This is a genomic window from Pseudoduganella rivuli (assembly GCF_009674485.1).
GTDB lineage: Bacteria > Pseudomonadota > Gammaproteobacteria > Burkholderiales > Burkholderiaceae_D > Rugamonas > Rugamonas rivuli_B.
In genome coordinates this window covers 66,401-92,341 of sequence record NZ_WKJJ01000022.1, presented here as the reverse complement: position 1 = coordinate 92,341, position 25,941 = coordinate 66,401, and the positions used below count along the sequence as shown (strand labels likewise).

Annotated in this window: 30 protein-coding genes; 9 read left to right on the top strand and 21 right to left on the bottom strand. The window is 61.4% G+C overall.

The features are described from left to right. The first annotated feature begins 80 nt into the window (after window positions 1–80). Entirely contained in the window at window positions 81–1,769 is a 1,689-nt protein-coding gene (gene leuA / locus GJ700_RS28500; RefSeq protein ID WP_154380423.1) for a 2-isopropylmalate synthase, read from the top strand. Between the two features lie 90 nt (window positions 1,770–1,859). Continuing rightward, window positions 1,860–2,828 carry an IS1595 family transposase gene (locus GJ700_RS28495; RefSeq protein WP_154380421.1) on the top strand — a complete coding sequence of 323 codons (969 nt, stop codon included), beginning with the start codon at window positions 1,860–1,862 and terminating at the stop codon, window positions 2,826–2,828. 56 nt (window positions 2,829–2,884) lie between these two features. Here the strand turns inward: GJ700_RS28495 and pnp are convergent, their stop codons facing one another. Next, the gene (pnp, locus tag GJ700_RS28490) at window positions 2,885–5,008 is read right to left on the bottom strand and encodes a polyribonucleotide nucleotidyltransferase (protein ID WP_154380419.1); all 2,124 of its coding nucleotides are present in this window, start codon (window positions 5,006–5,008) and stop codon (window positions 2,885–2,887) included. A gap of 206 nt (window positions 5,009–5,214) precedes the next feature. Beyond that, window positions 5,215–5,484, bottom strand: a complete 270-nt coding sequence (gene rpsO, locus GJ700_RS28485; protein ID WP_093556317.1) for a 30S ribosomal protein S15 — start codon at window positions 5,482–5,484, stop codon at window positions 5,215–5,217. A 164-nt stretch (window positions 5,485–5,648) separates the two neighbouring features. Here rpsO and GJ700_RS28480 point away from each other — a divergent pair, with 164 nt between their 5' ends. Next, the gene (locus tag GJ700_RS28480; RefSeq protein ID WP_371868173.1) at window positions 5,649–5,972 is read left to right on the top strand and encodes a hypothetical protein; all 324 of its coding nucleotides are present in this window, start codon (window positions 5,649–5,651) and stop codon (window positions 5,970–5,972) included. Window positions 5,973–5,994: 22 nt separating this feature from the next. Here GJ700_RS28480 and GJ700_RS28475 read toward each other — a convergent pair whose 3' ends face one another. From GJ700_RS28475 to GJ700_RS28465, 3 genes are all read right to left on the bottom strand, one after another. Next, the gene (locus GJ700_RS28475) at window positions 5,995–7,542 is read right to left on the bottom strand and encodes a 2-isopropylmalate synthase (protein WP_154380417.1); all 1,548 of its coding nucleotides are present in this window, start codon (window positions 7,540–7,542) and stop codon (window positions 5,995–5,997) included. 45 nt (window positions 7,543–7,587) lie between these two features. Further along, on the bottom strand, window positions 7,588–8,454 hold the full coding sequence (pssA, locus tag GJ700_RS28470) for a CDP-diacylglycerol--serine O-phosphatidyltransferase (protein ID WP_154380415.1): 867 nt from the start codon (window positions 8,452–8,454) through the stop codon (window positions 7,588–7,590). 92 nt (window positions 8,455–8,546) lie between these two features. Beyond that, window positions 8,547–9,308 (bottom strand): SIMPL domain-containing protein, encoded by a 762-nt coding sequence (locus tag GJ700_RS28465; protein ID WP_154380413.1) that lies wholly within the window; start codon window positions 9,306–9,308, stop codon window positions 8,547–8,549. A gap of 226 nt (window positions 9,309–9,534) precedes the next feature. On the opposite strand from GJ700_RS28465, the gene GJ700_RS28460 reads away from it, so the two are divergent. After that, window positions 9,535–10,629, top strand: a complete 1,095-nt coding sequence (locus GJ700_RS28460; RefSeq protein ID WP_154380507.1) for a PEPxxWA-CTERM sorting domain-containing protein — start codon at window positions 9,535–9,537, stop codon at window positions 10,627–10,629. A gap of 62 nt (window positions 10,630–10,691) precedes the next feature. Here GJ700_RS28460 and ilvC read toward each other — a convergent pair whose 3' ends face one another. From ilvC to GJ700_RS28445, 3 genes are all read right to left on the bottom strand, one after another. After that, window positions 10,692–11,708, bottom strand: a complete 1,017-nt coding sequence (ilvC, locus tag GJ700_RS28455) for a ketol-acid reductoisomerase (protein WP_154380411.1) — start codon at window positions 11,706–11,708, stop codon at window positions 10,692–10,694. 78 nt (window positions 11,709–11,786) lie between these two features. After that, window positions 11,787–12,278, bottom strand: a complete 492-nt coding sequence (gene ilvN / locus GJ700_RS28450; RefSeq protein ID WP_154380409.1) for an acetolactate synthase small subunit — start codon at window positions 12,276–12,278, stop codon at window positions 11,787–11,789. Beyond that, window positions 12,278–14,005 carry an acetolactate synthase 3 catalytic subunit gene (locus GJ700_RS28445; protein WP_154380407.1) on the bottom strand — a complete coding sequence of 576 codons (1,728 nt, stop codon included), beginning with the start codon at window positions 14,003–14,005 and terminating at the stop codon, window positions 12,278–12,280. The genes ilvN and GJ700_RS28445 overlap by 1 nt, the downstream gene beginning before the upstream one ends. 482 nt (window positions 14,006–14,487) lie before the next feature. Between GJ700_RS28445 and GJ700_RS28440 the strand changes: the two genes are divergently transcribed. Genes GJ700_RS28440 through GJ700_RS28425 form a run of 4 tightly spaced genes read left to right on the top strand, consistent with a single transcriptional unit; the run spans window position 14,488 to window position 16,799 of the window. Further along, window positions 14,488–15,057, top strand: a complete 570-nt coding sequence (locus GJ700_RS28440; RefSeq protein WP_154380405.1) for an RNA polymerase sigma factor — start codon at window positions 14,488–14,490, stop codon at window positions 15,055–15,057. Further along, complete coding sequence (locus GJ700_RS28435) at window positions 15,054–15,458, top strand: DUF3619 family protein (RefSeq protein ID WP_154380403.1); 405 nt, start codon at window positions 15,054–15,056, stop codon at window positions 15,456–15,458. The genes GJ700_RS28440 and GJ700_RS28435 overlap by 4 nt, the downstream gene beginning before the upstream one ends. A 41-nt stretch (window positions 15,459–15,499) precedes the next feature. Then, window positions 15,500–16,279, top strand: coding sequence for a DUF3106 domain-containing protein (locus GJ700_RS28430; RefSeq protein ID WP_154380401.1), 780 nt, complete (start codon window positions 15,500–15,502; stop codon window positions 16,277–16,279). Beyond that, the gene (locus GJ700_RS28425; RefSeq protein WP_154380399.1) at window positions 16,269–16,799 is read left to right on the top strand and encodes an RDD family protein; all 531 of its coding nucleotides are present in this window, start codon (window positions 16,269–16,271) and stop codon (window positions 16,797–16,799) included. The genes GJ700_RS28430 and GJ700_RS28425 overlap by 11 nt, the downstream gene beginning before the upstream one ends. Here GJ700_RS28425 and GJ700_RS28420 read toward each other — a convergent pair. From GJ700_RS28420 to GJ700_RS28410, 3 genes are read right to left on the bottom strand one after another with little or no spacing between them, the layout of a single operon-like run. After that, on the bottom strand, window positions 16,796–17,293 hold the full coding sequence (locus GJ700_RS28420; RefSeq protein ID WP_154380397.1) for a GNAT family N-acetyltransferase: 498 nt from the start codon (window positions 17,291–17,293) through the stop codon (window positions 16,796–16,798). The genes GJ700_RS28425 and GJ700_RS28420 overlap by 4 nt on opposite strands. Beyond that, window positions 17,293–17,535 carry a helix-turn-helix domain-containing protein gene (locus GJ700_RS28415; RefSeq protein ID WP_154380395.1) on the bottom strand — a complete coding sequence of 81 codons (243 nt, stop codon included), beginning with the start codon at window positions 17,533–17,535 and terminating at the stop codon, window positions 17,293–17,295. Before GJ700_RS28415 ends, GJ700_RS28420 begins: the two co-directional genes overlap by 1 nt. After that, entirely contained in the window at window positions 17,535–18,062 is a 528-nt protein-coding gene (locus GJ700_RS28410) for a DUF2975 domain-containing protein (RefSeq protein ID WP_154380393.1), read from the bottom strand. The genes GJ700_RS28415 and GJ700_RS28410 overlap by 1 nt, the downstream gene beginning before the upstream one ends. Window positions 18,063–18,141: 79 nt before the next feature. On the opposite strand from GJ700_RS28410, the gene GJ700_RS28405 reads away from it, so the two are divergent. Further along, entirely contained in the window at window positions 18,142–18,966 is an 825-nt protein-coding gene (locus GJ700_RS28405; RefSeq protein ID WP_154380391.1) for an alpha/beta hydrolase, read from the top strand. Here GJ700_RS28405 and GJ700_RS28400 read toward each other — a convergent pair. From GJ700_RS28400 to iscU, 10 genes are all read right to left on the bottom strand, one after another. Further along, window positions 18,963–19,454 (bottom strand): hypothetical protein, encoded by a 492-nt coding sequence (locus tag GJ700_RS28400; RefSeq protein WP_154380389.1) that lies wholly within the window; start codon window positions 19,452–19,454, stop codon window positions 18,963–18,965. The genes GJ700_RS28405 and GJ700_RS28400 overlap by 4 nt on opposite strands. A 55-nt stretch (window positions 19,455–19,509) precedes the next feature. Continuing rightward, on the bottom strand, window positions 19,510–20,235 hold the full coding sequence (locus GJ700_RS28395; protein WP_154380387.1) for an RNA pseudouridine synthase: 726 nt from the start codon (window positions 20,233–20,235) through the stop codon (window positions 19,510–19,512). 2 nt (window positions 20,236–20,237) lie between these two features. Then, window positions 20,238–21,254, bottom strand: coding sequence for a low-specificity L-threonine aldolase (gene ltaE, locus GJ700_RS28390; RefSeq protein ID WP_154380385.1), 1,017 nt, complete (start codon window positions 21,252–21,254; stop codon window positions 20,238–20,240). Between the two features lie 65 nt (window positions 21,255–21,319). Further along, window positions 21,320–22,219, bottom strand: coding sequence for a class I SAM-dependent methyltransferase (locus GJ700_RS28385; RefSeq protein ID WP_154380383.1), 900 nt, complete (start codon window positions 22,217–22,219; stop codon window positions 21,320–21,322). Further along, window positions 22,206–22,400 (bottom strand): Fe-S cluster assembly protein IscX, encoded by a 195-nt coding sequence (iscX, locus tag GJ700_RS28380; RefSeq protein WP_154380381.1) that lies wholly within the window; start codon window positions 22,398–22,400, stop codon window positions 22,206–22,208. The genes GJ700_RS28385 and iscX overlap by 14 nt, the downstream gene beginning before the upstream one ends. After that, on the bottom strand, window positions 22,400–22,741 hold the full coding sequence (gene fdx, locus GJ700_RS28375; protein WP_371868172.1) for an ISC system 2Fe-2S type ferredoxin: 342 nt from the start codon (window positions 22,739–22,741) through the stop codon (window positions 22,400–22,402). Before fdx ends, iscX begins: the two co-directional genes overlap by 1 nt. A 57-nt stretch (window positions 22,742–22,798) precedes the next feature. Beyond that, window positions 22,799–24,679: a Fe-S protein assembly chaperone HscA gene (hscA, locus tag GJ700_RS28370; RefSeq protein ID WP_154380379.1), complete on the bottom strand. Its 1,881-nt coding sequence runs from the start codon at window positions 24,677–24,679 to the stop codon at window positions 22,799–22,801. A gap of 9 nt (window positions 24,680–24,688) precedes the next feature. Continuing rightward, a complete protein-coding gene (gene hscB / locus GJ700_RS28365; RefSeq protein WP_371868171.1) occupies window positions 24,689–25,201 on the bottom strand; it encodes a Fe-S protein assembly co-chaperone HscB in 513 nt (170 codons plus the stop codon). A gap of 11 nt (window positions 25,202–25,212) precedes the next feature. Further along, window positions 25,213–25,536 carry an iron-sulfur cluster assembly protein IscA gene (gene iscA, locus GJ700_RS28360; RefSeq protein WP_154380377.1) on the bottom strand — a complete coding sequence of 108 codons (324 nt, stop codon included), beginning with the start codon at window positions 25,534–25,536 and terminating at the stop codon, window positions 25,213–25,215. Window positions 25,537–25,549: 13 nt separating this feature from the next. After that, window positions 25,550–25,933: a Fe-S cluster assembly scaffold IscU gene (gene iscU / locus GJ700_RS28355; RefSeq protein ID WP_154380375.1), complete on the bottom strand. Its 384-nt coding sequence runs from the start codon at window positions 25,931–25,933 to the stop codon at window positions 25,550–25,552. Between the last annotated feature and the right edge of the window lie 8 nt (window positions 25,934–25,941).

Here is a 25,941-nt window from a genome sequence, read left to right as displayed (position 1 = left end):
CGAAACCGCGCTGCCACGTAGCGCCGGCAAGCTTCCAACCTGTTTCCCCCTCTGTCCCTCTCGTTGAAAGGAGATGCATCATGCTGCGCAACCCAGAAGTGAAATACCGTCCCGCCCAGGCTGTTGACTTGCCCGACCGTCATTGGCCCAACCAGCGCATCAGCCAGGCGCCAATCTGGATGAGCACGGACTTACGCGACGGTAACCAGGCCCTGATCGAGCCCATGAATGCGGAACGCAAACTGCGCTTTTTCAAGCAACTGGTGAAAATCGGCTTGAAACAGATTGAAGTGGCCTTCCCGTCCGCTTCGGAAACGGATTTCCAGTTTGTCCGCTCGCTGATCGAAGGCCAGCTGATCCCGGACGACGTGACGATCGAAGTCTTGACACAATCGCGGGAAGATTTGATCCGCCGCACCATCGAGTCGCTGCGCGGCGCCAGGCAAGCCATTGTCCACTTGTATAACCCGATCGCACCGGCGTTTCGCCGCATCGTGTTCGGTATGAGCCAGGAGGAAGTCAAAGCCATTGCCGTCAACGGCACGCGCCTGATCAAGGAATTGACGGATGCGGCGCCGGAAACCGCGTGGACTTTTGAATATTCACCGGAAACGTTCAGCATGGCTGAACTGGCGTTTGCCAAGGAAGTGTGCGACGCCGTGTCGGCCGTGTGGCAACCGACGCCTGAGCGCAAGATGATCATCAATCTGCCCTCCACCGTCGAATGCACGACGCCCAACGTCTATGCCGACCAGATCGAATGGATGCACCGCAACCTGGCCCGCCGCGACAGTATTATCCTCAGCGTCCACCCGCACAACGACCGCGGCACGGCGGTGGCTTCCGCGGAACTGGCCGTCATGGCCGGCGCGGAAAGGATTGAAGGCTGTTTGTTCGGTAATGGCGAACGGACCGGCAATGTCGACCTGGTGACCCTGGCCTTGAATCTGTACACGCAAGGGATCAGCCCGGGTCTGGACTTCTCCGACATCGATGAAGTGCGGCAATGCGTGGAGTATTGCAATGAAATCCCCGTACACCCGCGCCATCCCTACGCAGGCGACCTCGTGTTTACCGCATTTTCCGGCTCGCACCAGGACGCCATCAAGAAAGGCTTTGCCCAGCAAGCTGCCGACGCCATCTGGGAAGTGCCCTACCTGCCCATCGATCCCGCCGACCTGGGGCGCAATTATGACGCGGTGATCCGTGTCAACAGCCAATCCGGCAAAGGAGGCATCGCGTATTTGCTGGAAAACGACCATGGCTTGAACTTACCCCGCCGCCTGCAAATTGAATTCAGCCGCGCGGTCCAGCGCGTGACGGATGAGACGGGTCGGGAAGTGCGTTCGGCCGACGTGCACGCGCTGTTCACGCGCGAATACATCGAAGAAAGCGGACCGTATGCATACCGTGCCCACCGCCTGACGGAAAATTCGCTGGCCACCGACGGTGTGGGCATCGAGGTCGACTTGATACACGCCCATGTGCCGACCACCGTGGCCGCACACGGCAATGGCCCGATCGATGCATTTGTCGCCGCGCTGGACAGTGAAATCACCATCATGAATTACTTTGAACATTCGCTGTCCACGGGCGCCAATGCCAAGGCTGTCTGCTATATTGAAATGCGCGTGAATGGCGGCCCCAGCGGCTTTGGTGTCGGCATCGACCAGAATATCGTGACGGCATCGCTGAAAGCCGTGGTATCGGGCTTGAACCGCCATGTCCGCGTGCAGGGCACGGCAGACAGGGCATGCCTGGCCGCGTAACCGAAAAAAAAGGCGCTGTCTGCAACCTTCGTGGAACTCTGCTTTTCGCTCCCGGTCCAAGCAATATCATCCCGGGACTGGAGGCAGATCATGGAAACGCAGGCATTCGCATCGCTGTTGGCGCAACTGGCGTTACTGACTTCACGGCAATGCGCCCAGCTGCAGTTCCGGCTGGGGCAGGCCGACGCCAGGCAGCAGGTGGGCCGGCTGCTGGACCAGGCGGCGCAGGAAAAACTGTGCTGTCCGCGCTGCGCCGGCACCCGCTGGTACCGGCACGGCCGCGAAAGCGGCCTGCAGCGCTACCGCTGCCGCACGTGCGATAAAACCTTCAATACGCTGACCGGCACGCCGCTGGCCCGGCTCCACTATAAGGAGCGCTGGCTGGCCTACCTCGACGGCATGCTGGCGTCGCACTCGCTGCGCCATGCCGCCAGCCGCCTCGGCGTGCACCGCAATACCACGTTCCGCTGGCGCCACCGCTTCCTGGCGCTGCCGCGCACCGACCGCGCACCGCTGCTGCATGGCATTGCCGAGGCCGACGAGATGTTCTTGCTGGAATCGCAGAAGGGATCACGCCACCTGGACCGGCCGCCGCGCCGCCGGGGCGGGCACGCTCGCCGGCGCGGCATTTCACATGAGCAGGTGTGCATTCTGGTGGCGCGCGACCGCAATGGCCGCACGCTCGACTTCGTCACAGGACGCGGCGCGCTCACCCGCACCGCCCTGCACCAGTGCCTGCGGCCGGCGCTCGATCCCGACATCCTGCTGGTGACCGATGCTAACGCGGCTTACCGCGCCTTTGCCCGCGAGAGCGGGATCACCCATGAAGCGGTCAACCTGCGCGCCGGTGTGCGCACGCGCGGCGCGCTGCATGTCCAAAACGTCAACGCCTACCACAGCCGTTTCCGCTCCTGGCTGCACCGTTTCCACGGTGTCGCCACGCGTTACCTGCCGAATTACCTGGGCTGGCGCTGCATCCTTGATGCACATCGCATCGATACTGCGGAATCTCTGCTTAAAGCGGCAATTGGGCACTTTCCACGGTTTGCGGTGACATAGCCAAAAAAAACCGCCGGGCTTGCGCACCGGCGGTTTTCATTTCAGCCTGACACAGCTTACTGTGCAGCAGCCTGATTGGCTTCTTCAGCCACGGCTTTCATCGACAGCTTCAGGCGGCCGCGCTCGTCGGTCTCCAGGACCTTGACGCGCACTTGCTGGCCTTCTTTCAGGTAGTCGGCCACGGCGTTCACGCGCTCGTTGGCGATCTGCGAAATGTGCAGCAGGCCGTCTTTGCCCGGCATCACTTGCACGATGGCGCCGAAGTCCAGCAGCTTGAGCACGGTACCGTCGTAGGTCTTGCCCACTTCGACCGATGCGGTCAGCTCTTCGATGCGGCGCTTGGCTTCCTGGCCGGCAGCGGCGTCCACCGAAGCGATGGTGACGATGCCTTCGTCGCTGATGTCGATCTGCGTGCCGGTTTCTTCGGTCAGCGCGCGGATCACGGCGCCGCCCTTGCCGATCACGTCACGGATCTTCTCAGGATTGATCTTGATGGTGATCAGGCGCGGTGCGAAGTCCGACAGTTCGGTCTTCACGTGCGGCATGGCCTTTTGCATTTCACCCAGGATGTGCTCGCGGCCTTCCTTGGCTTGCGCCAGCGCCACTTGCATGATTTCCTTGGTGATGCCCTGGATCTTGATGTCCATCTGCAGCGCGGTAATACCGTTGGCGGTACCGGCCACTTTGAAGTCCATGTCACCCAGGTGGTCTTCGTCGCCCAGGATGTCGGACAGCACGGCAAAACGGCCGCCTTCCTTGATCAGGCCCATCGCGATACCGGCCACGTGCGCTTTCATCGGCACGCCGGCATCCATCAACGCCAGGCAGCCGCCGCAGACGGAAGCCATCGACGACGAACCGTTCGACTCGGTGATTTCCGACACCAGGCGCACCGAGTAGCTGAAATCTTCCGGCGCTGGCAGCGCCGCGATCAGCGCGCGCTTGGCCAGGCGGCCGTGGCCCACTTCACGGCGCTTCGGCGTACCGACACGGCCCGTTTCGCCGGTGGCGAACGGAGGCATGTTGTAGTGCAGCATGAAGTCGTCGGTGTATTCGCCCATCAGCGCATCGATTTTTTGCGAGTCGCGCGCGGTGCCCAGGGTGGCGACAACCAGCGCCTGGGTTTCACCACGGGTGAACAGTGCCGAACCGTGGGTACGTGGCAGCACGGACGAACGGATCGCGATTGGACGCACGGTGCGGGTGTCGCGGCCGTCGATACGCGGCTCGCCTTCCAGGATCTGCGAACGCACGACCTTGGCTTCCATGTCGAACAGGATGTTGCCCACTTCGACGGCGTCCGGTGCGGCGGCGCCGGCGGCAGCTGCTTCGGCTTCCAGGTCGGCTTGCACTTGCGATTGCATCGCGCGCAGTTTTTCAGTACGGGCTTGCTTGTCTTTGGTCTGGTACGCTTCGCGGATTTTCGCTTCAGCGAAGTGCGTCACGCGGGCGATCAGCGCTTCGTTTTTCGGCGCGGGAGCCCAGACGTGCTCTGGCTTGCCGCCATCACGCACCAGTTCGTGGATCGCGTCGATCACGACTTTCATTTGCTCGTGGCCATAGACCACGGCGCCCAGCATGACTTCTTCGGACAGTTGTTGCGCTTCCGATTCCACCATCAGCACGGCGGTTTCGGTACCGGCCACCACCAGGTCCATTTGCGACGTTTTCAGTTGCGACGCGGTCGGGTTCAGGATGTACTGGCCATCCTTGTAGCCCACGCGGGCGGCGCCGATCGGGCCGTTGAACGGTACGCCGGCCACGCACAGGGCGGCGGAAGCGCCGATCATCGATGCGATGTCCGGATCGATTTCAGGGTTAACCGACAGAACGTGCACAATCACTTGCACTTCGTTCATGTAACCTTCCGGGAACAGCGGACGGATTGGACGGTCGATCAGGCGGGAGGTCAGCGTTTCTTTTTCGGAAGGACGGCCTTCGCGCTTGAAGAAACCGCCAGGGATTTTACCTGCCGCATAGGTTTTTTCCAGGTAGTCCACGGTCAGCGGGAAGAAGTCCTGGCCGGGTTTCGCGTCTTTACGCGCCACCACCGTTGCCAGCACCACGGTGTCATCCACCGAAACCATGACGGCGCCGGAGGCCTGGCGAGCGATCTCGCCGGTTTCCAGGGTCACGGTGTGTTGGCCGTACTGGAAGGTTTTCGTAACTTTGTTAAACATGGGTAATCCCTTTCTATTTGCCGACAGATTTTCAGGAGCTGTCGTTCACCTCACCACGGGCAGCGGCCTGTCGCTTGCCGCCGCCTTTACTGCATTTACTGCAACATCTTGCTGGATTTCCCGATGGGCGCCCGGCGCTTAAATGACAAAATGCCCGCGGCAGCGAACTGACGCAGGCATCTCGATTAAGCCGGGACGTACAAAGATTACTTACGCAGGCCCAGTTTAGCGATCAGGTCGCGGTAACGGGTTGCATCTTTGTTTTTCAGGTAAGCCAGCAGGCTCTTACGACGGTTAACCATCATGATCAGGCCACGGCGGGAGTGGTGATCTTTGCTGTGGGCTTTGAAGTGACCGTTCAGTTCGTTGATGCGTGCGGTCAGCAGTGCAACTTGAACTTCTGGCGAGCCGGTGTCGTTCTGGCCACGTGCGTTGTCCGCGATAATGGCGGCCTTGTTGATGTTTTCTACGGTCATTTTGATACCTTTCACATGCGGTGGTCGGAGTTGGCACCCCATTCACCGTGACTACGTTAATAAAAAAGCCTGGCCCGATAAAAGGCCAGACCCGGAAGTATAGCGGAATTTCGCGCCGTGGGCACTTTGTTTCGGCCTAGAATGGGCGCCTGGGAGGAAAAAACGTGAAAAGACTGCAATTTATCGCCATGTTGGCGTTACTGGCGGGCTGCGCCGGCCTGTCCGGGCCGCCCAATCCGGACGCCACGGACGCCACCTTTGCCGCGCTGCGGCCCGGCGTGGATACCCAGGCCAGCATCGCGCAAAAACTGGGGCGCCCGTATGACACCACGTACCTGTCGCTGCGCGACATGAACGTCTGGTCGTATAAATACCGCCAGGCCGGCATCTGGCATTCGCTGATGCACCTGCACTTCGACCGCCAGGGCGTGCTGCGCGAACTGATGTCCGGCCCGGATCCCGACTACGAAGACCGGCGCTCGTTCTGACCCGTGCGCACCCGGCCGCCCCTCACTCCGTTTGCGGATTGAGCCGCTCGGTCTTCGAGTGCAATTTATTCAAGCCCGATAAATACGCCTTGGCGGACGCCACCACGATATCGGGATCGGCCCCCACGCCATTGACGATGCGGCCCGCGTTCGACAGGCGCATCGTCACCTCGCCCTGCGACTGGGTACCCGTGCTGATCGCGTTGATCGAGAACAGCACCAGTTCCGCGCCCGTCTGCGCCGCGCTTTCAATCGCATTCACCATGGCGTCGACCGGGCCATCGCCCGTGCCTTCACAGGTATGCTCCTTGCCGCCGATGGAAAACACCATGCGCGCGTGGGGCATTTCGCCGGTTTCGGAGCGCTGCGCCAGCGACACGAAGCGGTAATGCTCGTTTTCGTGCGCATGTTCTTCATCGGTCACCAGCGCCACGATGTCTTCATCGAAGATTTCCGCCTTGCGGTCGGCCAGTTCCTTGAAGCGGGTGAAGGCGGCATTGATTTCCGCTTCCGATTCCATCTCGATGCCCAGTTCCTGCAGGCGCTGCTTGAAAGCGTTGCGGCCGGACAGTTTGCCCAGCACGATCTTGTTGGCGGTCCAGCCCACGTCTTCCGCGCGCATGATTTCATAGGTTTCACGCGCCTTCAGGATGCCGTCCTGGTGGATGCCGGACGCGTGGGCAAACGCATTGGCGCCCACCACGGCCTTGTTCGGCTGCACGGCAAAGCCGGTGATTTGCGACACCATTTTCGACGCCGCCACGATTTGCGTGGTATCGATATTCGTCGTCAGGTTGTAATAGGCGCCCCGCGTGCGCAGCGCCATCACCACTTCTTCCAGCGCCGTGTTGCCGGCCCGCTCGCCCAGGCCGTTGATGGTGCACTCGATCTGGCGCGCGCCGCCGATCATGACGCCGGCCAGCGAATTGGCCACCGCCAGACCCAGGTCGTTGTGGCAGTGCACCGACCAGATCGCCTTATCGGAATTGGGGATGCGTTCGCGCAGGCGGCGGATGGTTTCGCCGAACAGTTCCGGCACGGCATAGCCGACCGTGTCGGGGAAATTGATGGTGGTGGCGCCTTCGGCAATCACGCCTTCCAGCACGCGGCACAGGAAATCCTCTTCCGAGCGGCTGCCGTCTTCCGGTGAAAACTCGATATCGTCGGTATGGTTGCGGGCGAAGCGCACGGCCAGTTTGGCCTGTTCCAGCACCTGTTCCGGCGCCATGCGCAATTTCATTTGCATGTGCAGCGGCGACGTGGCGATGAAGGTGTGGATGCGCTTGCGGGCGGCCGGCTGCAATGCCTCGGCGGCGCGGGCAATGTCGCGGTCGTTGGCGCGCGACAGCGAGCAGACAGTGGACTCCTTGACCGCGGCGGCAATCGCGCGGATCGATTCGAAATCGCCCTGCGACGCCGCGGCAAAGCCCGCCTCGATCACGTCCACCCGCAGCCGTTCCAGCTGCTTGGCAATGCGCAGTTTTTCTTCGCGCGTCATCGACGCGCCCGGCGATTGTTCGCCGTCGCGCAAGGTGGTATCGAAAATGATGAGGCGGTCACTGTTGCTCATAATGGCTCCTTGGTTATCACCGCCCAGTTAGTCATCAACTGCGGGTCAGCGGCGTTCGCTCTGGTCTACTGGTTCGTCGTCAGTCTGGATCATCGAGACTGGTTTGCCCTTGGCCATGCGCCAGAAAAACACGGCATAGCCGGACAAGCCGTAAATCAGGAACAACGGGAACATGACTTTCGGCGGGTCGATCGACACCAGTGCAAACACCAGCGCAATGACGAACACGAAAATGAAGGGCACCGACTTACGGAAATTCAATTCCTTGAAACTGTAGAACGGCACGTTGGTCACCATGGTCAGCCCGGCAAACAGGGCAATGGCAAACGAGGTCCACGATAACTGCAAGCCGGGGATTTCCAGGTCATTCATCAGCAGGACAAAGCCCACCACGGTGGCGGCCGCCGCCGGGCTCGGCATACCCTGGAAGAAGCGCTTGTCGACCACTTCGATATTCGTGTTGAAGCGGGCCAGCCGCAATGCGGCGCCCGCGCAATAGACAAACGCGGCAATCCAGCCCAGCTTGCCCATGCCGCGCAGCGACCATTCGTAGATGACCAGCGCCGGCGCGGCGCCAAACGACACCATGTCGGCCAGGCTGTCGTACTGGGCGCCGAATTCGCTTTGGGTGTTGGTCAGGCGCGCGATGCGGCCGTCGAGGCCGTCGAGGATCATGGCGACAAAGATGGCCCAGGCCGCATATTCGAAGCGCTGGTTCATGGCCATGACGATGGCATAAAAACCGCAAAACAGCGCCCCCGTCGTAAAAGCGTTCGGCAACAGGTAAATGCCGCGCGAACGCGGCAATTCATCCTGTCCCCGCACCCTGCGCGCGAATTTTGCAAAGCGCGAGTTCTTGGGCTTGGCCGGGGTAACGCCATTCTTGTTTCTGCGACGGGGGAAAGTTGCCATATGAATCCATTTCTATGCTATCTGCGTCCTATTATATAGAGAGACGAGGTTGCAGCAAAAGAAATAGACTATGGCTTCCAGTCTGCCCGGTTTTACTTGAACCGGACTTTTCCCACCAGGTGCATGTCCAGCGTGGTCTCGCCCGGCTCGAAGCTGGGTTCTTCCACCGACATCTCTTGCGCCGGCGCCGCGGCTTTCATCATCATCATGTCGGAACGGCCGCCGCGCGCGGAACCGCCGCCCGCGTAATTGCCGGAACCTTCAAAATCCACGGTTTCCAGGACGGCGTCCGCCGGATTGCGGCCCATGGCGCGGGAAATCGCGGCGATGCGGTCTTTCAGGTTTTGGTACGACGCGGCAATGCGCTGCTCATCGAGCTTTTTCAGGGCGGGACGGGACAGGCCGAAGTGGATGCCGTTCAGGGTCAGCACTTTTTGCGTGGTCGCCACGGTTTTCGGCAATTTTTCCAGGCTGGTGGTGGTCACCTGCAAGTACTGGCCCACGCGCCACGCGGTGGGCTGGCGCGGCTTGGGCGCCACGCCCGGTGCCTGCGGACGGTCTTCCGGGTACACGGGATACGTGTAATAGCCCTGGGTTTTCAGGGTCGCGGCGGGATCTTCCTTGCGCAGGATATCCATGCCCTGCTTCATTTTCAGGTTGACGCGCGACGCGGCGGCGGCCTTGTCCTTGTCCTGCTCTTCAATCGCCAACGTCACGACGGCCTGGTCATTCGGCGCCGTGACTTCGCCATTGGCGGCCACGATGACTTCGGTACCGGCGGCAGGCGTGGTTTGCGCATAAGCGTGCGAGGCCAGCAGCAAGGTCGCGGCCAGCAGGGATTTGCGGATGGTCATGTTGTTGTTCTCCAAAGTAGTGAACGCACTTTAACTGAAATCAAATGGCCGCCGTGCGCCAGGTGGTGAACGTTTGTAACAGCACACTCCGCCATCCGCACGGCTCACACATTGTCACAGAATTAAATAAATATAAATGTAGCCAATAATGCAATTGTACGCAGTGTGTTGAGAATTAACATATTGTCACCCCTATTCCGTGGGTTCACCTAAGGAGCATAACTTCATGAGAGTCATACACTTGATCCCGGCCCTGTGCCTGCTACCCGCCATGTCGCACGCGGGATTGCAATATTCCGTCAGCAGCCTCGGCTCGGGGCGGGTCATCAGCGGCACCATTACCGGCCTGAACAACAATGGCGTGGTGGTGGGAACTTATACGGCGGTGGGCGGCCCGTCCGATTTATCCTTTATTGGTCACGGCGGCACGCTGTCGGCGCTGCCTGCGGGTTTCTATCCCACTGCGATCAACGATCCCGGCCAGGTGGTTGGCATGAGCAGGTCGCAGGGTGCATTGAGCGCAGCCAGCTATGCCAATGGCCAGGTGACGCCGCTGGGCGACCTGGGCTATGAGTACTATGGAAACCGGTCACGCGCCACGGCCATCAATAATGCGGGGCAGATAGCCGGTTATGCTTATACCAATGAATATGGCAGAGCCGCCGGCCTCATTTACAGCGCAGGCAACGTCACGACGATTTCGTCGCTCTACAACAGCACCAACACCACGCCCAAGGACATCAATACGTCCGGTGTCATTGCCGGCAACGTCGATCCAGGCAACGGCTGGGGGCATGGATTTATTTACGCTAACGGCACCATGACCGACATCGGCACCCTGGGTGGTCTCTACAGCGTTGCGACGGCGATCAATGACAGCGGTGCCGTCGTGGGCTATGGCGACCTCAAGGGAGGCGACAGCTTCAAGGAGTACCACGCATTCCTTTACAGCAATGGCACGATGCATGACCTGGGTGCGCGGGGCGCCCAATGGAGCCAGGCGCTGGACATCAGCGACAACGGCACCATCATCGGCTATTGGGGCACAGGCGGCACCGTGACGCCATTCATCTACACCGGCGGCGTCATGCACGCCGCCAATGACTTGCTGGCCAATCCGAAGCTGAGCGTGAGAAATATCCATGCCATCAATGACAAGGACCAGATCGCCGCGACAGTCTGCGTGAGCCATGGCGACTGCTACCTGAGTTTGCTGACCCCGGTGCCGGAACCGTCGACTTACGCCATGCTGTTGGGCGGACTGGGGGTCGTCGGGGCGGCGGCGCGGCGCCGCCGGCGCGACGCGCACCAGCCGGCATAACGGCCGCCAATAAAAAAACCCGGCCAGCTTGCGCGGGCCGGGTTTTTCTACAGATGGACCGATTAGTTCTTGGACTGGTCAACCATCTTGTTCTTGGCGATCCAAGGCATCATCGCGCGCAGCTGGGCGCCAACGGTTTCGATCTGGTGCTCGGCGTTGATGCGGCGGCGGGAAATCAGGGTCGGTGCGCCGGCCTTGTTTTCCAGGATAAAGGACTTGGCGTATTCGCCGGTCTGGATGTCCTTCAGGCACTGACGCATGGCTTCCTTGGTCGCGGACGTCACGACTTTCGGGCCGGTCACGTACTCGCCGTATTCGGCGTTGTTCGAGATCGAGTAGTTCATGTTGGCGATGCCGCCTTCGTAGATCAGGTCAACGATCAGTTTCAGTTCGTGCAGGCACTCGAAGTACGCCATTTCCGGAGCGTAGCCCGCTTCGGTCAGGGTTTCGAAACCGGCTTTGATCAGTTCAACCGCGCCACCGCACAGAACAGCCTGTTCGCCGAACAGGTCGGTTTCGGTTTCTTCACGGAAGTTGGTTTCAATGATGCCGGCCTTGCCGCCACCGTTGGCCGATGCGTACGACAGGGCGATGTCACGGGCGTTGCCGGACTTGTCCTGGTACACGGCGATCAGGTGAGGAACGCCGCCGCCTTGACGGTAGGTGGCGCGCACGGTGTGGCCCGGGGCCTTCGGTGCAACCATGATCACGTCCAGGTCGGCGCGTGGAACCACTTGGCCGTAGTGCACGTTGAAGCCGTGAGCGAAGGCCAGGACCGCGCCTTGCTTGGCGTGAGGCGCCACGTTTTCGTTGTAAACCTGGGCGATGTTTTCGTCCGGCAGCAGGATCATGATGACGTCGGCAGCGGCAACCGCTTCGTTGACTTCAGCGACTTTCAGGCCGGCCGCTTCCACTTTCTGCCACGACGCGCCGCCTTTACGCAGGCCAACGGTCACGTTGACGCCGGATTCGCTCAGGTTTTGTGCGTGAGCGTGGCCTTGCGAGCCGTAGCCGATGATGGCAACGTTTTTACCCTTGATCAGGGAGAGGTCAGCGTCTTTGTCGTAGAAAACTTTCATGGTTTTTCCTTGGTAAAAATTGGGTATGTACTGCTTATATAAGTGTGTGTTTGCTATCTGAAGCAGATCGGAAGCGGATCAGACTTTCAGGATGCGTTCGCCGCGGCCGATGCCGGAACCACCCGTACGGACGGTTTCCAGGATCGACGTGCGGTCAATCGCATCGATGAAGGCATCCAGCTTGCTCTTCGCGCCGGTCAGCTCGATGGTGTACGTCTTCTCGGTCACATCGATGATGCGGCCACGGAAGATGTCGGCGGTGCGCTTCATTTCTTCGCGCTCCTTGCCCACGGCCCGGACCTTGATCAGCATCAGCTCGCGCTCGATATGCTGGCCTTCGGTCAAGTCCACCACTTTCACCACTTCGATCAGGCGGTTCAGGTGCTTGGTGATCTGTTCAATGATGTCGTCGGAACCCGAGGTGACGATGGTCATCCGCGACAGCGTCGGGTCTTCCGTCGGCGCCACCGTCAGGGTTTCGATGTTATAGCCGCGGGCCGAGAACAGGCCAACCACACGGGACAATGCGCCGGCTTCGTTTTCCAGCAGTACAGAAATAATATGTCGCATTACAAATCCTCCGAACCCAGCAGCATTTCGGAGAGGCCTTTGCCAGCCTTCACCATTGGCCACACGTTTTCACTTGGATCGGTAATGAAGTTCATGAACACCAGTCGATCCTTCATACCGAACGCTTCTTTCAGGGCGCCTTCGACGTCGCCCGGCTTCTCGATGCGCATGCCGACGTGGCCATACGCTTCGGCCAGTTTTTCAAAGTCGGGCAGCGAGTCCATGTACGACTCCGAGTAGCGCGAACCGTAATCGATTTGCTGCCACTGGCGAACCATACCGAGGAAGCGGTTGTTCAGCAGGATGATCTTGGGGGTCAGGTGATACTGTTTGCAGGTCGCGAGTTCCTGGATGTTCATCTGGATCGAACCTTCGCCCGTGATACATGCCACGGTCGCGTTCGGGTTCGCCATTTGCACGCCCATCGCGTACGGCAAGCCGACACCCATGGTGCCCAGGCCGCCGGAGTTCAGCCAGCGGCGCGGCTTGTCGAATTTGTAGTACTGGGCAGCCCACATCTGGTGCTGGCCCACGTCGGACGTCACGTAGGCATCGCCACGGGTCACGTCCCACAGCGATTCCACCACTTGCTGCGGCTTGATCACGAGGTCGGACGTCGCGTATTTCAGGCATTCGCGGCCGCGCCATTCGTTGATCTGCTTCCACCAGTTCGACAGGGCGGCCTGGTTCGGCTTTTGCTCGGCCGCATCCAGCTGCGCGAGGAACTCGATCAGCACGTCCTTGACGTTGCCGACGATAGGAATGTCGACTTTGACGCGCTTGGAAATCGACGACGGGTCGATGTCCACGTGGATGATCTTGCGCGGGTTGCTGGCGAAGTGTTTCGGGTTGCCGATCACGCGGTCGTCGAAGCGGGCGCCAATGGCAATCAGCACGTCGCAATTCTGCATCGCCATGTTGGCTTCGTACGTACCGTGCATGCCCGGCATGCCAACGAATTTATCGCTGGAGGCAGGATAAGCGCCCAGGCCCATCAGCGTATTCGTGACAGGGAAACCGAGGCGGTCGCACAGCTTGGTCAGCTCATTGGCGGCGTTGGCCAGGATGACGCCGCCGCCCGTGTAAATCATCGGACGTTCGGCTTGCAGCAGCATTTGCACGGCCTTGCGGATCTGGCCCGAGTGGCCTTTGTCCACTGGACGGTAGGAACGCATCTCCACCTCTTTCGGGTAGGAGTACACGGCCTTTTGCATGCTGATGTCTTTAGGGATATCGACCAGCACCGGGCCTGGACGGCCGGTTTTGGCGATAAAGAAAGCTTTCTTGATGGTCTCCGCCAGGTCTTTGACATCCTTCACCAGGAAGTTGTGCTTGACGACCGGACGGGTGATACCGACGGTGTCGCATTCCTGGAAAGCATCCTGGCCGATGGCGTGGCTGGGCACCTGGCCCGAAATCACGACCATGGGAATCGAGTCCATGTAGGCGGTGGACAGACCGGTCACGGCATTGGTAACGCCCGGGCCGGAAGTCACCAGCGCGACGCCGACTTTTTGCGAGCAGCGCGAATACGCGTCGGCAGCATGGATAGCGGCCTGCTCGTGGCGCACGAGAATGTGCTGGAACTTGTCTTGTTTGAAAATGGCGTCGTAGATGTACAGCACAGCGCCGCCGGGATAGCCAAAGACGTGTTCAACACCTTCTTCAGCGAGGCAACGTACGACAATTTCCGCGCCCGTGATGGGTGCGTTGGCTTCGGTGTTCATGAAACATTCCTTTCAAGGTCCATACGGGAGATTGATCGGATGCTCTGGCCTGGCGAAGCATGCTGAACGACGTGACAGAACCCTTAGCCGTCCCTTCTTTCTGCGGTCACGGCGTAAATTCCCATGCCCATGGAGAGGCAAGGTTCAGGACGACGCAAACGCAACTCGTTTGGCCAGAGTGTCTGCCGCGGTATTGCATACTTCTCGCGCTTGTGGCACGGGTTAGAGCAAACTGCTGACAAATGAAAGCGGGATTTACCGATGGTGACGTTGTGTGTCGCCGGATAAAACCAAGGGCTTCGTGGTGTGCAAAGCTTCTAGCAAGGTACCAAGACACATGATTTTGGTCAAGAAAAATTTGATATATCGCTCATTGCCTTGCAAATATGGTGCATTCCCGTACGTGGAAGCGCTGAAGTTGCGCCGTCCGGGCGCATTTTTTGCTAAGATGCACGCCTCCCCGCAGCACGCTTCCCCAACGCATGGCAACAGACAAAGAATTATCGGACTTCCTCGAAAACGTCGAGCGGCGCGCCTATAAACAAGCCCTCTACGCGGTTCGCAAGGAGGAAAGCGCGCTTGATATCGTGCAGGACGCGATGATCAAGCTGGCCGAGAAGTACGGCGACAAACCGGCGGCCGAATTGCCCATGCTGTTCCAGCGCATCCTGCAAACCACGATTCTGGATTATTTCCGACGTGAAAAAGTTCGTAACACGTGGGTCAGCCTGTTTTCCGGCATGTCATCCTCCGCGGATGACCATGAAGACTTTGACATACTGGAAACTTACGAAGCGGAACAAGGGTCGGAAGCATCGGAATCCAGCGCCGACAAAGTCGAACGCATGCAGGTGCTGAGCGCCATCGATGCAGAGGTACAAAAGCTGCCGGCGCGTCAACGGGAAGCCTTCCTCATGCGTTACTTGCATGATCTGGATGTGGCTGAAACCGCCGAAGCAATGGGATGTTCCGAAGGGAGCGTAAAAACACATTGCTCCCGCGCAACCCATACGTTAGCTGAAGCATTGAAAGCCCAGGGAATTAAATTATGAACACCGAAGACCTCAATTTCGCTTACAAGGTGCGCCACGCGCTCAATGAAAAGCTGGAAGAGCTGCCGGCTTCGACCACGGACCGCCTGGCCGCCGCCCGCAAAGCCGCGATGGCCCGCAAGAAACCCCATGTCCCGGTACGCGTGACGCAATCGGAGCTGGCCACGGCCGGCGCCGGCGGCTTCTTCTCGCACCCGTTTGGCTGGCTGGGCCGCATGAGCGTGGCGTTGCCGCTGCTGGTGCTGGTGGCCGGCATGGTGGGTTTATACCAGTACGAACAGCAGCAGCGCATCAACGAACTGGCTGAACTCGACGCCGCCGTGCTGTCGGACGAACTGCCGTTGTCCGCTTACCTGGACCATGGCTTTAATACTTATCTGGAAGAAAGTCGCGAGCAATAAGGATGGCGCGTACCTGCGTTAAATACTCTACCCGGGCCGGAATGCTCGTCTCCGCCCTGCTGGCCGCCGGCGCTTTCGCGCAGGCGCCGGTTTCGTCCACGCCGCCGGCAGCCCCGCCCGCCGCATCGGCCATCGTCCCCGCACCACAGGCTTCCGCACCCGCCTCTGTACCCGCCTCTGCACTGGTAAGCGCTTCCGCCGCGCAGCCTGCGGCCGGCAAACCGGCGCCGGGCGGCAAACCCGCCGTGGCGCCGATCGCCATGGAAAAGCCGCTGTGGAAAGACTTGTCGGCGGCGCAGCAGCGCGCGCTGGAACCGCTGAAAGGCGAATGGGACAAGCTGGAAGGGTTGCGCAAGCAAAAATGGCTGGAAATCGCCAACCGCTATAACGCGATGAAACCGGACGAACAGGCCCGCGTGCAGGAACGCATGCGCGACTGGGTACGCCTGACGCCGGACCAGCGCCGCATGGTGCGCGAAAACTTCGCCCGCTCGCAAAAAGTCGCGCCCGTACCAGGCCAAAAATCCGCGCAGTGGGAGCAATACCAGCAATTGCCGGAAGAACAAAAGAAACAGCTGGCTGACAAGGCGCCCAAGAAGCAAGTGGTGAATCCGCCGTCGCCGGCACAGAGCAAGATCCAGACGGTGCAGCCGGTGAAGCGCGTCGTACCGGGCGCCACCCCCGCCGCGCCAGCGGCCGGCACAACGCCCGTCGCAGGCGCGCCGGCGCCGGTTCCTGCCGCAGCGCCCGCGGCGCCTGGCACGCCTGCCCCGGCCGCCGCTTCCGCCACCAGCACCCCGCCCGCGTCCAATGCAAAATAACGCCAAGCACGACCCGGCGCCCGCCATCAAGCGGCGCCTGATTGCCATTGTCTATGAAATGCTGCTGGCGTTCGCCGTGCTGTTCCTGCCGTTCCTGATCCTGGAAGTGGCAATGCAGGCCGCCCATACGTCGCTGGCCGAACACTTGCGCCAGGCACTGGCGTTCCTGGTGCTGGGCGCCTATTTCATTCACCAGTGGTCGCGTGAAGGCCAGACGCTGGCCATGCGCACGTGGCGCATCAAGCTGGTGTTCCCCGGCTACAGCCACGTGCCGTTGAAAATTGCCGCCTTGCGCTACCTGCTGTCGTGGGGCTGGGTGATGCCCGGCATCGTCGCGTCGTATGCACTGAAACTGTCGCACTGGCATGCGCTGTACGCGATATTTGCCAGCATGGGCGCGTGGGCGCTGCTGGCGCTGCTGGACAAGGACCGCCAGTTCCTGCACGACCGGCTGGCCGGCACGCGCCTCGTGCAATTGCCCAAGCCGGAAAAGAAAGCGGCGGCGCAGCCGGCCGCTTAACCGTTCACTTCACCGTTCGCCAATTTTCCAATCGCATCGCCCTGCACGCGATGCACCACCAGTTCATCCTTGCGGCGCGCACCCACCGATGCGTAGAACCGCAACGCCGCCTCATTGGTATTGAGCGCCCACCATTCGAACCGCGCGCAGTGCCGCTGCCGCGCAATATTGGCCACGTGCGCCAGCAGCGCCTTGCCATAGCCCCGCCCCTGGAATGCCGGCCGCACGAATAAATCGTCGAGGTGCAGCCCGCGCTTGCCGGTGGTGGTGGCAAAGGTTTCGTAATACACGGCGAAGCCCGCCACCCTGCCCTCCGCTTCGGCGATCAGCGCATGGGCCGCCGGCCTTGGACCGAACAGGCTGGCCAGCAAATCGGCGGGCGTGACGGTCACGGCATGAGGGAAATCCTCCGCCACCGCCAGTTCACGGATCAAGTCCGCCAGCAGCGCAACGTCCGATGCCAGCGCCGCGCGGATGGCCAGGTCAGCTTGCATCAGAACTCCCCGCTTTCATCGCCAGCCGCCCCACCCTCGCCCGGCGCCCACTCGATGATGTCGCCCGGCTGGCACTGCAGCTTTTCGCATATCCGCTCCAGCGTGGCGAAGCGGATGCCCTTGACCTTGCCCGACTTGAGCAGGCTGAGATTCTGTTCCGTGATGCCGACATATTGCGCCAGTTCGCGCGATTTGATTTTCCGCTTCGCCAGCATCACGTCGAGGTGCAGCACGATGGCCATCAGATGAAACCCTCGTTTTCCTCGGCCAGGCGGCGGCCTTCCTGCAGCACGCCGCCAAACAGGTAAAACAGGCCGCACGCCACCATCATCAGCAGCGCTTCCGACGACACCCCCACTTGCAGCGCGGCGCCATGGTCGCCCAGAACGTGCCGCCACAGCAGGCCGCGCAGCGGCTGCTCCAGGATCGCCAGCAGCAGCGCGCCCAGCGCCGCCCCGGCAAAGGCCCGCACATGGCCGATGGCGGCGACGGCAAACAAGTCGCGCGCCTGGAACGCGCGCAGCAAGCCGTCCAGCCGCCACGACGCATACACCAGCAGCACCAGCGTTGGCAGCGAAGCCAGCGCCCCCGTCCAGCGCTGCGCGGACGGCAATGCATGGGCAGCTTCCATCGTCAGCCCGTCCGGCCAGAACGCCATCCGGAAACCGGGCATGGGGATAGCGTGCGGATAAAACCACGACAAACCAAAGTACGTCGCCTGCAACAGCACGAACAGCAGCAGGAAAAACCGGAAAGTTTTGATGGACATGATTGTTTTATGATAATGTTTTACTGTAAAACGATAAAACTTAACTGTAATTCAATCAGTATACGTTAAAGGAAGCCCTATGCGCACCACCCTGCTGTTCGCCGGCCTGGCCCTGCTGGCCGGCTGCAAAACCATCACGGTCGAAGAACGCCACATCATCCGTCCCGATGCGCTGTCCGGCAAGGCGCCGAAGCAGCGGCTGGACATGCCCGGCGTGGAGGAACTGGAACTGGCGCGCCCCGATGGCGCCGTATTGAAAGGCGTGCTGCTGCAAAAGCCGGGTGCGAAACTCACGGTGCTGTACTTCGGCGGCAACCTGTTCCACCTCGATGACGCCGGCGATAAAGTCGCGGCCGCGCTGGCGCCATGCGACGTGAACCTGGCGATGGTGGATTACCGCGGCTATGGCCGCAGCAGCGGCACGCCGACCGTGGCGAATATGACGGACGACGCGCTGGCCACGTTCGATTACCTGAACCAGCGCTATCCGGACGCCGTGGCGGTCCACGGCCAGTCGCTGGGCAGCTTTGTCGCGGCGCAGGTGGCGCGCCAGCGCAATGTGGCGGGCCTGGTGCTGGAATCGACCACCACCAATGCGCGCGACATGGTCAACGGCAGCATCCCGTGGTACTTCAAGCCGTTCATCCAGGTCAGTCTGGCGCCATCGCTGCAAGCGATCGACAACACGGACGTGGTGTCCCACGTGCAGGCGCCGACGCTGGTGCTGACGGGCGACGCCGACAAGGACACGCCGCCCGCACTGGCCCTGAAGGTGTTCGATGCGCTGCCCTCCCGGCACAAGCGGTTCCTGCTGACGCGGGGTGCGGGACATAACGATGTGCTGTCGAACCCCGCCACGGCGGGCGCGCTATGCCCGTTCCTGCGCGATCCCGCCATGCTTTAATGGGCGGTGGTCACGACCGGCATGTCGGTGCCGGATTTGAACTCGACTTTGCGGATATAGCTGTCGTCCTGGCACACGGCCATTTCGTCATCGAAGACGACGCGGCCGTTCTTGAAGACCGTGGCATGCGCGCCGCTGGTCGCGCCGCACTGCCACTGGGCGTTGCTGGCGCCTGGCACGCCACGGAAGCGCACCACATACTTGTCTTTGCCAATCACGCAGTGGCGCTCGACTTCATAAACGTCCGTAAGGAACCAGGTGGTGGTATCGAATTTCACCAGGTCGGACGTCTTCCACAAATCCATTGCCCGGCGCGGCGGCTTGTCCGGGTAAAAGAAACCCAGTTCCAGCTTGCGTTGCTTGCGCTGGCAATCCATGCCCACCAGCGACACCCCGTCGGCCATCGGCTGGCGGTAATCATACTGGGGCACGACGGCCTTGCTCTGCACCGCCGCCACCAATGACACCGCTACAACCAGAACCGACATCACTACTCCTGCAATATTATTCGATCAATAATGATTATATGCCGAATCGAACCGATCAGAACCGTTCGGATGGCTTCAGGTAGCGCCACTGCCCGACCGGCAGCGACGACATCGCGACGCGGCCGATGCGGATGCGCTTCATCGTCACCACTTCCAGCCCCACGGCACGGCACATGTGGGCAATCTGTCCCGGCTTCGGCGCCTTCACGGCAAAGCGCAGGCGGTGCTCATTTTGCCAGCTTGCCTTCAGCGGCGGCAACGGCTTGCCATTGAAGGACAGGCCGTGATTCAGCAGCGCCAGGCCGTCGGTGGCGATTTGCCCCTTCACTTCGACGATGAATTCCTGCTCCAGCCCCTCCTGCAGGCGGCGCGACACGCCAAATTCCTGCGTCAGCACCACCAGCCCGGTCGCCTGCGTGTCCAGCCACGGTTCCATGGTCAGGTTTTTCAGGTGGCGCTTCAGGAAGCGTTCGCCGCGCACCGTTTCGACACGCGCCTCTTCGCGCAGGCAGCCCAGCAGCGGCAAGCCGTCGCTGCCGATGCCCGCGTTCACGCCGGCCGGCTTGTTGACGATGATGGTGACCGGCGTGATTTCCAGCAGCGACGCATCGGGCGCCAGCGTCACCGCTTGCCCGTCCGTGACGCGCGCGCCCGGTTCCTCGACGATGACGCCATCGACCTGCACATAGCCGCCTTCGATATACAGCTCCGCTTCGCGCCGCGAACACGGCACCTGGTCCGCCACGCGCTTGGCGAGGCGTATAGAATTTTCCTGATCCATCGTTAATCTTTAAAGTAATGCGCAAATACTTGCGCGGTGGTTGCCATGTCGGCGCGCGTCACGTCGAGGTGCGTCACCAGCCGCAGGCGGGGCGCCATTGCCACGCGGATGTGCTGCGCGGCCAGCGCGTCGGCCAGGCCGTTCATCGCGTCGCGCGGCACGTCGACGTACACGATATTGGTCTGCGGCGTGCTCACCGACAGGCCCGGGATCTTCGCCAGTTCGCCCGCCAGGAACGCCGCATTGTCATGGTCGTCCGCCAGCCGCTGCACGTTGTGCCGCAGCGCATACAAGCCCGCCGCCGCCAGCATGCCGGCCTGGCGCATGCCGCCGCCCAGCATCTTGCGCCAGCGCTTGCCCTGTTCGACCAGCGCGCGCGAACCGCACAGGATCGAACCCACCGGCGCGCCCAGCCCCTTCGACAGGCACACCGACACGCTGTCGAATCCCGCCACCGCTTCGCGCAGGCTGACGCCCTGCCGCACCGCCGCGTTGCAGATGCGGGCGCCGTCGAGGTGCGTGGCCAGCCCCTGCTGGTGAGCGAAGCCGGTTGCCTGCGCCACGTAGTCGCGCGGCAGCACCCTGCCGCCGATGGTGTTTTCCAGGGCCAGCAAACGGGTGCGGGCGAAATGCACATCGTCCGGCTTGATTTGCCCGGCGATATCGGCCAGCGCCAGGCTGCCGTCCGGCTGGTTGGCGATCGGCTGCGGCTGGATGCTGCCCAGCACCGCCGCGCCGCCCCCTTCATAGCGGTAGGTGTGCGCTTCCTGCCCCACCAGGTATTCGTCGCCACGGCCGCAATGGGCCAGCAGCGCGATCAGGTTGGTTTGCGTGCCGGATGGCGCGAACAGCGCCGCTTCATAGCCGAACAGGTTGGCGGCCGTATCCTGCAGCAGGTTGACGGTGGGGTCGTCGCCATAGACGTCATCGCCTACCGGCGCCGATTGCATCATGTCGCGCATGGCAGCCGACGGTTTGGTCACGGTGTCGCTGCGCAGGTCGATCCAAAAATCAGTCATGAAGCCTCCTGGTCAAAAACAAAACGGCGGACCCGAAGATCCGCCGGTGATGTGCTGCACGCTGCTTACTCCGCCACGTGCGCCGAATAAAACCGCTGTCCCATTTCCTGCAAGCCCAGCGTTTCCAGCACTTCCTGCAAGCGCTCGCTGGGGCGGCGGCGCGGCAGGTTTTTATAGGTCGCGATGATCAATTCGTTTTTCATCGAGTGTTCCCAGCCCACCAGTTCCGTCACGTTGACCTGGTAGCCATGCGCTTCCAGTTGCAGGCAGCGCAGCACGTTGGTGACCTGGCTGCCGAATTCCCGCGTGTGGATCGGGTGGCGCCAGATTTCCGTCAGCGCGCTCTTGCCCAGCGACTGACCCTTGTTCTTGCGCAGCACGGAAGCCACTTCGGCCTGGCAGCACGGCACCAGCACCATGTGCCTGGCCTTTTTCTTCAGCGCGAAATCGATGGCGTCATCGGTCGCCGTGTTACACGCATGCAGCGCCGTGACGATATCGATCTGTTCCGGCAACGCTTGCGACGTGGTCGATTCGGCCACCGACAGCGGCAGGAACGACATGCCGGGGAAATTGAATTTCACGGCCAATTGCTGCGACTTTTCAACGAGCTCGGCACGCGTTTCAATGCCGTAGATGTGCGATGCGTCGTTCAAACCCTTGAAGAACAGATCGTACAGGATAAAGCCGAGATACGATTTGCCCGCGCCATGGTCGACCAGCGACACGCCGCGCTCACCGCTTTGTTCGCGCACTTCCTTCAACAGCGGCTCGATGAACTGGTACAGGTGATAGACCTGCTTCAGTTTGCGGCGGCTGTCCTGGTTCAGCTTGCCATCGCGCGTCAGGATGTGCAATTCCTGCAGCAGCTCGATGGACTGGCCAGGACGCACCTCAGGTGGCAAACCCGGTGGCAAACCCCGCGGCGATGCCGCAGGCGCAGCAGCGGCCTTATTGCGCTTCATCGATCCACGCCTGTTGAATCGCTTCCAGCACGCGCTCGCCGCCGCGCGTATGGTCGTCGTCGAAACCGTCCAGGTCCACCACCCAGTTGTGCAAGTCGACGAAGCGGATCGTCAGCGGGTCGACGTCCGGGTATTTGTCATACAGCGCTTCGGCAATCGCCGTCACGTCGGTCCATTTCATCAGTGGCCCCCTTCGCTGGCGTGGTTGATCGTGTATTTCGGGATCTCGATCACGAGGTCTTCGTCGGCCACCACGGCCTGGCACGACAGGCGCGACACGGCTTCCAGGCCCCAGGCCTTGTCCAGCAAGTCTTCTTCCGTTTCCGTCGCTTCGTTGAGCGAATTAAAACCTTCGCGCACCAGCACGTGGCAGGTGGTGCAGGCGCACGATTTTTCGCAGGCGTGTTCGATGTGGATGTCATTGTCCAGCATCACGTCGCACAGCGTCTTGCCGGCTGGCGCTTCAACGACGGCGCCGTCCGGGCACAGTTTGGCGTGGGGGAGGAATACGATTTGGGGCACTTCTTGACCTCTTTGGGATTCAATGTAAATCCCCGCCTGTGCGGGGATGGCAGTTCTTTACGAGACCTGGTCGAGCGATTTACCGGCCAGTGCGCTGCGCACCGAGCGGTCCATGCGGCGCGACGCGAATTCTTCCGTGCCGCGCGCCAGTTCTTCCACGGCCAGCTTGACGGCCGTGTGGTCCACCGCGCCGTCGACGGACTGCGCAAGCGTGGCGCGGGTGCGGTCCATCAGCGCGACGACGTCGGCCCGTTCGGCATCCGACAGCAACGCCGCGTCTTCATCGAGCGCCGCTTGCGTGGCCAGCAGGATGCGTTCCGCTTCCACCTGTTCTTCGCGCAGCGCGCGGGCTTTCATGTCGGCGCCGGCGGACTGGTAAGAATCCTGCAGCATGCGCGCCACGTCGTCATCGCCCAGGCCGTACGACGGCTTGACGGTGATCGACGCTTCCACGCCGGAGCGCAGTTCGCGCGCCGACACGGACAGCAAGCCGTCCGCATCGACCTGGTAGGTGATGCGGATACGGGCCGCGCCGGCCGCCATCGGCGGAATGCCGCGCAATTCAAAGCGCGCCAGCGAGCGGCAGTCGCCCACCAGTTCACGCTCGCCCTGCAGCACGTGCACGGCCAGCGCGGTCTGGCCATCCTTGAAGGTGGTGAATTCCTGCGCGCGGGCGCATGGAATCGTCGAGTTGCGGGGAATGATTTTTTCCACCAGCCCGCCCATGGTCTCGATACCCAGCGACAGCGGCGTCACGTCCAGCAACAGCCAGTCGTCGCCCGGCGCGCGGTTACCGGCCAGCAGGTTGGCCTGGATCGCGGCCCCCAGCGCCACGACCTTGTCCGGATCGATGTTCGCGTGCGGGATCGTGTGGAAATGGTCGCCCACGGCGCGCTGCACGTGCGGCATGCGCGTGGCGCCGCCCACCATCACCACGCCGTCGATGTCGTCCGCGTCGACATTGGCGTCGCGCAGCGCTTTCTTGACGGCGTTCATGGTCTTGGCGACCAGGTGCTTCGTGATTTCCGCGAATTTCTCCGCCGTGACTTTCAAATGCACTTCTTCGCCGGAACCGAGGATCGCGTCCACCGTGACTTCGGACTTGGTCGACAGCAGTTCCTTGGCTTCGCGCGCCTTCACCATCAGCACCGCCGTGTCTTCATCGGACAGCGGCGCCAGCTTTTCCTGTTCGTGGATCCAGCAGAACAGGCGGTGGTCGAAGTCGTCGCCGCCCAGCGCGGAATCGCCGCCCGTGGCCAGCACTTCGAACACGCCCTTCGACAGTTTCAGCACGGAGATGTCGAACGTGCCGCCGCCCAAGTCGTACACGGCGAACAAGCCTTCCGACGCGTTGTCCAGGCCGTAGGCAATCGCGGCCGCCGTCGGTTCCGACAGCAATCGCAGCACGTTCAGGCCCGCCAGTTGCGCGGCATCCTTGGTGGCCTGGCGCTGCGCATCGTCAAAGTACGCCGGTACCGTGATCACGGCGCCGACCAGGTCGTCGCCCAGCGCATCTTCGGCGCGCTGGCGCAAGGTGGCCAGGATTTGCGCCGAGGTTTCCACCGGCGACTTCACGCCGGCCACGGTTTTCAATTGCACCATGCCAGGCGCATCGACGAAATCGTATGGCAGGTTTTCCGCGTAAGCGATGTCTTTCAGGCCGCGGCCCATGAAGCGCTTGACCGAGACGATGGTGTTTTTCGGGTCGGTGGTTTGCGCGGCCTGCGCCTTGTAACCGATATGGGCGTGGCCGTTCGGCAGGTAGCGCACTACGGACGGCAGCAGCGCATGGCCGTCTTCATCGTTCAGCACTTCGGGAATGCTGTTGCGCACGGTGGCGACCAGCGAATTGGTGGTGCCCAGGTCGATACCCACCGCCAGCCGGTGCTGGTGCGGCGCCGTCGACATGCCTGGTTCAGAGATTTGCAGAAGTGCCATAGGTTTTTCTTATTCGATCGCGTCGAAGGCGAAGCGGACTTCTTCGCCGAATTTTTCCAGGAACATCAGGGCGCGCACGCCCTGCGCGGCCGCGTGGAAGTCGCCGCCATTCAACTGGTTTTCAATGTCTTTCAATTGCGCCTTGCGAGCGCCGCGCAACTGGCCGTCGAGCTGCTCGAGCTCGCCGATATCCTTTTGCGCACGGGCGTCTTCCAGTGCCTCGCGCCATTCCATCTGCTGCATCAGGAACGCCGGCGGCATGGCGGTATTGGACTCGGTCTGCAAGTCCACGCCGTTCAATTCGCACAGGTAACGTGCGCGCAACTGGGGATTTTTCAGCGTCTGGTACGCTTCGTTGGCGCGGGTCGCCCATTGCATGGCGACGCGCTTTTCCGCGTCCGTGGCATTCACAAACCGGTCTGGATGGACCCGGCCCTGGACATCACGAAAGGCGCTGTTGAGCGCCTCCATGTCGATTGCAAACTGCTGTGGCAGGTTGAAGAGTTCGAAGTGGTTCTGCACGGTCTGAATGATTAAATGCGGAAGCTTTCGCCGCAGCCGCACGCATCTTTTTCGTTCGGGTTGTTAAACTTGAAGCCTTCGTTCAAGCCTTCCCGCGCGAAATCGAGTTCCGTGCCATCGATGTACGGCAAGCTTTTCGGGTCGACGAACACTTTCACGCCGTGCGACTCGAAGACGCTGTCTTCGGCATCCGCTTCGTCCACGTATTCCAGCTTGTAGGCAAGACCGGAGCAGCCAGTGGTCCGCACGCCAAAGCGCAGGCCGAGGCCTTTGCCACGGCGTTCGATATACCGGTTGATGTGCTTGGCCGCTTTTTCGGTCAGGGTAATCGCCATACTGTCCTCCAGCTTAAGCCGAGTGCTTGGCCTTGTAATCGTTGACTGCCGCCTTGATCGCGTCTTCAGCCAGGATCGAGCAGTGAATCTTCACTGGCGGCAGCGCCAGTTCTTCCGCGATGGCCGTGTTCTTGATGGCCAGTGCCTCGTCCAGGGATTTGCCTTTCACCCATTCCGTCACCAGCGACGACGAGGCGATCGCGGAACCGCAACCATAGGTCTTGAACTTCGCGTCTTCGATCAAGCCGTCCGCGCCCACCTTGATTTGCAGCTTCATCACGTCGCCGCAAGCAGGCGCACCCACCATGCCGGTCCCAACGGATTCGTCGCCCTTTTCAAAGGAACCGACGTTGCGCGGGTTTTCATAGTGGTCCAATACTTTTTCCGAGTAAGCCATTTGATGCT